General features: G+C 38.3%; 6 protein-coding genes. 1 reads left to right on the top strand and 5 read right to left on the bottom strand.

The features are described from left to right. The first annotated feature begins 162 nt into the window (after window positions 1–162). Window positions 163–1,290 (top strand): Ger(x)C family spore germination protein, encoded by a 1,128-nt coding sequence (locus MUB24_RS20500; protein ID WP_244707385.1) that lies wholly within the window; start codon window positions 163–165, stop codon window positions 1,288–1,290. A gap of 87 nt (window positions 1,291–1,377) precedes the next feature. Here the strand turns inward: MUB24_RS20500 and MUB24_RS20495 are convergent, their stop codons facing one another. From MUB24_RS20495 to MUB24_RS20475, 5 genes are all read right to left on the bottom strand, one after another. Continuing rightward, on the bottom strand, window positions 1,378–2,433 hold the full coding sequence (locus MUB24_RS20495; protein ID WP_244707384.1) for a Gfo/Idh/MocA family protein: 1,056 nt from the start codon (window positions 2,431–2,433) through the stop codon (window positions 1,378–1,380). A gap of 184 nt (window positions 2,434–2,617) precedes the next feature. Next, complete coding sequence (locus tag MUB24_RS20490) at window positions 2,618–3,124, bottom strand: DoxX family protein (RefSeq protein ID WP_244707383.1); 507 nt, start codon at window positions 3,122–3,124, stop codon at window positions 2,618–2,620. A gap of 486 nt (window positions 3,125–3,610) precedes the next feature. Beyond that, entirely contained in the window at window positions 3,611–4,312 is a 702-nt protein-coding gene (locus MUB24_RS20485; RefSeq protein ID WP_244707382.1) for an SDR family oxidoreductase, read from the bottom strand. Between the two features lie 76 nt (window positions 4,313–4,388). Then, window positions 4,389–4,976 carry a P-loop nucleotide/nucleoside kinase family protein gene (locus MUB24_RS20480; protein ID WP_244707381.1) on the bottom strand — a complete coding sequence of 196 codons (588 nt, stop codon included), beginning with the start codon at window positions 4,974–4,976 and terminating at the stop codon, window positions 4,389–4,391. A 514-nt stretch (window positions 4,977–5,490) separates the two neighbouring features. Then, the gene (locus MUB24_RS20475) at window positions 5,491–6,390 is read right to left on the bottom strand and encodes an AraC family transcriptional regulator (protein ID WP_244707380.1); all 900 of its coding nucleotides are present in this window, start codon (window positions 6,388–6,390) and stop codon (window positions 5,491–5,493) included. Between the last annotated feature and the right edge of the window lie 159 nt (window positions 6,391–6,549).

Genomic DNA, 6,549 nt, shown 5'->3' with positions numbered 1-6,549 from the left:
CAAATTACCTGACTATTTGCGAAATCCACTACTTCATGCTGGGACAGCATGATAATAGAATTGTACCTATCCCTTTCATACCAAGCGTTAAGGCTTATTTAGCATGTCCGAAACTTGAGTTATATCTATTATTTTCAACAAGAAGGAGCTGAGGAATAGCGGATGAATGATCGATTACCTTTTTTTTGGGCAGCTATATTGGCTATCATTCTTACCGGATGCTGGGATCAACGCTTATTAAAGGAACACAGCCTGGTATTATCCATTGGATACGACCAGACAAATGACGAAAAAATACTTAAGACTGTTACCTTTCCAAAAAACAAGCGTGGTGGAGGTCAGGAAAATACATCTTTAAATGAAAGTAAAACTTTATCTACGACAGGGGATACAGTCAAAGATGCCGAAAACCGTATGGATCAAAGCATTCCTGAAAAATTTGATCGATCCAAAGCCAAGGTCATTTTTTTTGGTGAGCAATTGGCTTCCCATGGCATTTTTTCAATTTTGGATTCCATCTATCGAGATTTGAGAGGTCCATTAAATGCAAAGATGGCTATTTTTGATGGAAAAGCCCAAGATGCGTTGTCTATCAAGGAAGGCGAGTCTATTCTTATTAGTGATCTTTATGCAGAACTTCTTGATACGGCATATGAAGCGGGAATTACAAAAAATGAAAATGTACAAACAGCATCTCCCATTATTTCAACTGAAGGCAAAGATCTTGTGCTGCCTTATGTTGGTTTAAATCAGGGAGAAAACACAGCGAAAGTGAAAGGGTTGGCTTTGTTCCATGGTGATCAATTGACAGGCCATTTGAATATAGAGGAAACGAGCATGTTCCTGATTCTGTCCAATCAAAATCCAAATGGCCTAACATTAAACCTAAAGGTAAGGAATGATCAAAAAAAACACGAAAAAAACTTTGTGAATATCGCCATACGTGATATCAAAAGAAAAGTAAAGATGAACGTAAAAAATGGGCATATTGGTGCAAAGGTAAACGTTAAGCTCGAAGTGGAAATTGATGAGTATCCATTAGATCATTTAAAGAATGAAAAAAAAGTGAAAGCCTTGTCCAACAATATAGAAAATCAGTTAAATAAATTGGCGAAAAAAACACTCGCCAAAATGCAAGAGGCCAATAATGATTCATTGGGGCTGGGCGAAAAAGTGAAAGCCTACCATCATTCCACATGGAAAAAAATCGATTGGAATAAAGAATACCCTGAAGTTCCGATTGAAACAACCTTTCATGTAGATATCATTCGGCATGGGATTATTAATTAGTAGATTGAAATTGAACGTGAAAAAAGGGGCATTTTCCAGTGCTGAAAAAATCAACTGGACAGCCCTCTTTATACATATATATATGCTTTATTCAAAATCTAAAATTTGTTGTTTTTCTACTGCTTCAAAGATTTTTTCAATAAGAGCCATTACTCTTCTCACTTCTTCATTTTTTACGACTGGTTCTGCACCCTCTCTTACAACAGAATAAAAATTTTTATAGAAAGGATCATACTCTGCCTTTCCTCTAGGAAGTTCTAATAAAGCGGTTGCTTCTTCTGATGGTGGCGCCATTGTTTTTGTTAGTCCAACTCCGGCTTTGACCGGTTTCGGAGCTGAAATATTTTCTTCTCCTGAGCGAACAACCAGCTCGCCGGATAGATCCCAATCCTTAATCATCGCTGTACCTTTTGTTCCTTTTATATACCATCTAGGAAGTTTTACAAAATTGGTTGTGCCTACTTCTACAATTGCTTTTATACCGTTTTGAAAGGTTAAATAGCTGATAAAGCCATCATCCACATCATTTCCTAAAATGTAGCTAAAATCCGCTGCCACCTTTTTGATCGGACTATCTATCATAAATAATAATTGATCCAAAAGGTGAACACCCCAATCTAGAAGCATGCCGCCACCAAATCTCTTCTCATGACGCCAATCACCAGGAATCCCGTTCGCGCCTTGAACTCTGGACTCAATTTGAAATAATTCACCTATATGTTCATTCTGATATAATTCTCGTGTGATCAAAAAGTCCGGATCCCATCGTCGGTTTTGATGCACCATAAACACCTTGTTCGTTTCTTTGACTACGGCTAATATTTCATCTAATTCCTTAAGATTTAAGGTCACTGGTTTTTCGCACACAACATGTTTTCCAGCTCTAAGACTTTGTATCGCTATATCTTTATGACTATCATTAGGTGTCGCAATAATGACGGCTTCCACTTCTTTATCGCCCAGTACAGATTCTAACGAGTCATACGCCTTATGCCCCATTTCTCTAGACTTCTCTTGTCTTTCTAAACGAATATCATAGGTTCCTACTACATGAAATCGTTCTGCTTCATTTGGTAGAATATGGTCAAGATGATATGACCCCATTCCTCCATATCCAATCCCCACAATATTTATTGGTTTCAATACAACCATCCCTTTCTAGTTGTTTCTTTCCCTTTACTTATCTCCAACTTTTGATTGTTATGAGTTCTATTTAGGCTCGTACCTATTAAGTAAAACATGCGGTTTTTTCAAGTTATACGCAAGCAAATATACAACCAGCCGTATCACAATAGGGAAAGCTCTCAAAAAGCTTTCCCTTCGATTTTTACTGTGCCGGTGCACGATGGAATTTTTTTAAAATATTTTTGTCTTTCATATTTTTGATTATAGCTGGGATAAGGAAGCGATCAACCCCATAGTAAATTGTTCCGTTGATGACAAATAAGAGAATAATCGCAACTGTAAATAACACAGGATTTGTGCTAATGGTTCCAGCAAGCAAGAAGTTCAAGTTCATGAAGGCTCCTGCGATCAGGGCTGGAATTGTCAAAGCCCCTACGATTAAACCAAGTCCGACGAGAATTTCCCCTATAGGGATAAGGACGTTAAACAATTTTACATTTGGTAAAGCCACGTTTTCTAGGAAGGCTGCGTACCAACCCTGAACAACGGGGGCATCTCCACCTGCTTTGGCAATCGCTCCTTGTAAGAACCCTGCCGCGTCAAATGCGCCTAATTTATGCCAACCTGCTTCCAACCACTGAACTCCTAGCCAAATTCTTAATGCTGCCCATACAATGGCGACCCAGCGATTTTCATACCATTTATTCATTATGATCACTCCTATAAGTATTATTTGTGAAAGTATTCACATTTGCTTTTAAAAAAATATAAGTGCACTAGTGTTGGTTTGTTTTGTGAATATTTTCACTAACTTTCTACACTCTTAATATACTACGTTTTTTTTGAAAATACAAGGGTGTTTTCCTTATTTCACAAAATGGACGCAATTCCTCGTACTCCCTTTAGTTAATCACTTTTGGCCGGTATTGCTGAGGTTCACCACTCAATTGCTGAACTTTCACCCCGATTGCTGAGGTTCACCGCTCAATTGCTGAACTTTTCACCCCGATTGCTGAAGTTCACCGCTCAATTGCTGAACTCCTCCCCACTATTGCCGAACTTTCAAATAAATTTTGTAAATTCAACCTGATAGGGCTGATCTTGCGCAGTTATTAGTGTAATACATGCGAAAAAGACCGAATCAACCTTCATTACAAGTTGTTCGGCCTTTTTCTTTTTAAATTTTATATCCATCTTACACCGGACGTACGGTAATTTCATTGACGTTTACATAATCCGGCTGCGTCACGGCATATACCACTGCTTTCGCAATATCTCGAGCTTCTAATTTTTTTCGATCATTTTTCATGGAATGGCTTAATCGAGTTGCGACCATACCAGGGGATATGTTTGTGACACGGACGCCAGTTCTAGCTAGTTCCTTTTCCAATCCCATGGAAATCGCCCGAACAGCAAATTTTGTTGCACTATAGACGGTACTCGTTTTCGTCACCTCATATCCGGAAACAGAAGCAATATTGATAATATGGCCTGTTGACCGCGCAAGCATCGACGATAATACTGTATGAATACCGTATAAGACGCCTTTGATGTTGACATCAATCATTTGCTCCCATTCTTCTACCTTTCCAGACCGTACCGTTCCCGTCAACATTTGACCGGCATTATTCACAAAAATATCTACATTCCCAAAGGTCGCTGTTGCTTGCTTGACCATTTCCTCAACATCCTGTTTGTTAGCGATGTCGGTTTTAACGGCCAATGCCTTTCCAGCTCCCTGTTGATCAATCTCTTTTTCCAGTTCCTTTAATTTATCCATACGGCGGGCAGCCAAGACCACATTTGCTCCTTCACTAGCAAGCTCCTTGGCTATGGCAGCCCCAATCCCACTGCTTGCTCCTGTTACGATGGCAACTCTACCTTGCAAATTTCCCATTTCATTTCCTCCTGTGAAGCTTTTCTTACAGCGGATCGTGTGGTTTGTTCAGACTGTCTATTGAGAATTCTTATTCCTATCGTTCAAGAAAGGTTACAATTTTCTTCACCTTATCCTCTGTTAACTCTCCTGAATTATCAAACACCATGATATCTGTTTCATGAATTCCCCAAGCCACTGTTGGAAGATCTAAGCTTTGCCCGTACTCATCCCAGTTCTCCATTTTCCATTTGTCTCGGTCCATAGCTCCACGTTCCATAATGCGTTCCTTTTGTAACTGTGTATCTTTTAATGTGACAAATAGAACCTTCACTGTGATGTCATCTCGAGATAGCCCGAACTCCGTCAATTTCTTTTCTAGCCATTCTTTCGTCTCAATTTCCTTTGTGAATGGCCCAATCAAAATAGAATCTAGACCTAATGAAGCATTTTCCATCGCTAAATCCATCGTCACATCATATTCCAAATCACGGCAATGCTTCTTATAATATTTGGAATCCCGATCATTTGGATCGTACCCCGTTGCTTTCAAAAATTGCTCACTAAATTTCCCACCGACTGTATCTTTATCAAGATAGACAGCAGGAATATACTTATGAATAGCTTTTGAAACAGTTGTTTTACCAGTTCCAGCAACCCCACTGACAAAGATAATTTTTGACATAGACCCCGACTCCCTCCTATATGAACGCTCTCATACAACTGCATAAATATTTAGGCAGATTCTTTTTTAAAACTATAACATCATTTATTTGTTCGCTCAAGATGCTTCTATCCTACTTTAGGCTATGCTTCAATTAGTGCTTCTTGATACGTTCTCATCTTTTCTTCATTATGTGTAATCCGGAAAATAGTATGGAAAGAAGAAGCAAATTTTTAGACATTATCTTCACGTTTTAGTCAATGTCGACTGATATATAATTAGCCTATTTTTATAGAATTTTCCCAAACCTTGACTGAATCCAATATAAATGGTGATAAGTGACAAAAAAGTTTAGATGTTATTACGAAATAGAGGCGGGTACTTTTTGTGCCTGCCTCGAAATAACTTTAACTTAGTAAACATAGTAATTTTAACAAGAAAATAATAATTAGAATAAAATACTCGATCCTTCCACACGCAGCTCCGTCCCAATTTGCTAAAAGCATAAAGGAACATCCATGTGTTTATCATTTGTTTATAGTTCTTCCACAAGGTGCTTTATGTCTTCTTTTGGTGGTAGACCAAACATACGAGAATATTCGCGGCTAAATTGTGAAGGGCTCTCGTACCCTACTCGAAATGCAACATCTGCTGCATTCGTTGACTCGGATAATAATAGACTCCGAGCTTCCTGTAGTCTTAATTGTTTTTGGAATTGAATGGGACTCATTGTCGTTACCTCTGCAAAATACCGATATAGGGAAGAAACGCTCATATTTCCTATTTCCGCAAGCTCCTCAATTTTAAAGGACTTATCATAGTTTTGCATAATATGTTTAATCACCGTATTGATTTGGTGAGTAGAACTACCTTCTATTGCTATTTGTTTCAGTCTTCCCCCATGCTCTCCTTGCAGAACTCTATAGATAATTTCTTTTTTGATTAGAGGGGCAAGGACCGGGATGTCTTCCGGCGTATCTAGTAAATGAACGAATCTTATTATCGCATCTAATAAAGGTTGCTTCATTTTGCTGACATACATCCCTCGCTTAGCATTTTCCTTTTTGCCAGCTTCCATTTGCGTTTCACGTAAGACCTCTAATATGTCATTCGGTCTAATTTCAAGTTTCAAAGCCAAGTAAGGAACATCTGGAGAGGCTTCGATAACTTGAGCGATAACTGGTAAATCAACAGATGCAACAAGGTAATCCGCAGGGCTGTATCTAAAACGGTCTTGAATCAGTAATGCTTCCTTCACGCCTTGAGCAACAACACATAAGGAAGTATTATAAATTCCATAATTTGGTTCAGTAGTATTAGATATACGAGTAATAAATAAAGACGGAATAGCAGTTGCGTAGGTACCGTCCTGTTCTGAATAACGTTCAATAAGTTTAGCAAGATCACCTTGCCGCTTATAAATTTGTTCAGACATAAAATAGGATCCTCCTTGTTTCCTTCACTTTAATAATATTGTAAGGTATATTTCTCCGTTATGTAAATGGCAATGAGAAGAATAGGCAATCATTTGACAAGAATAGGCTACCGCTTGCTATCTCACATGTTACATAATAAATCTACAGATAAATAATAT

The organism is Lederbergia sp. NSJ-179 (assembly GCF_022867885.1).
Taxonomy (GTDB): Bacteria; Bacillota; Bacilli; order Bacillales; family Bacillaceae_C; genus Lederbergia.
This window is presented reverse-complemented; position numbering and strand designations above follow the sequence as displayed.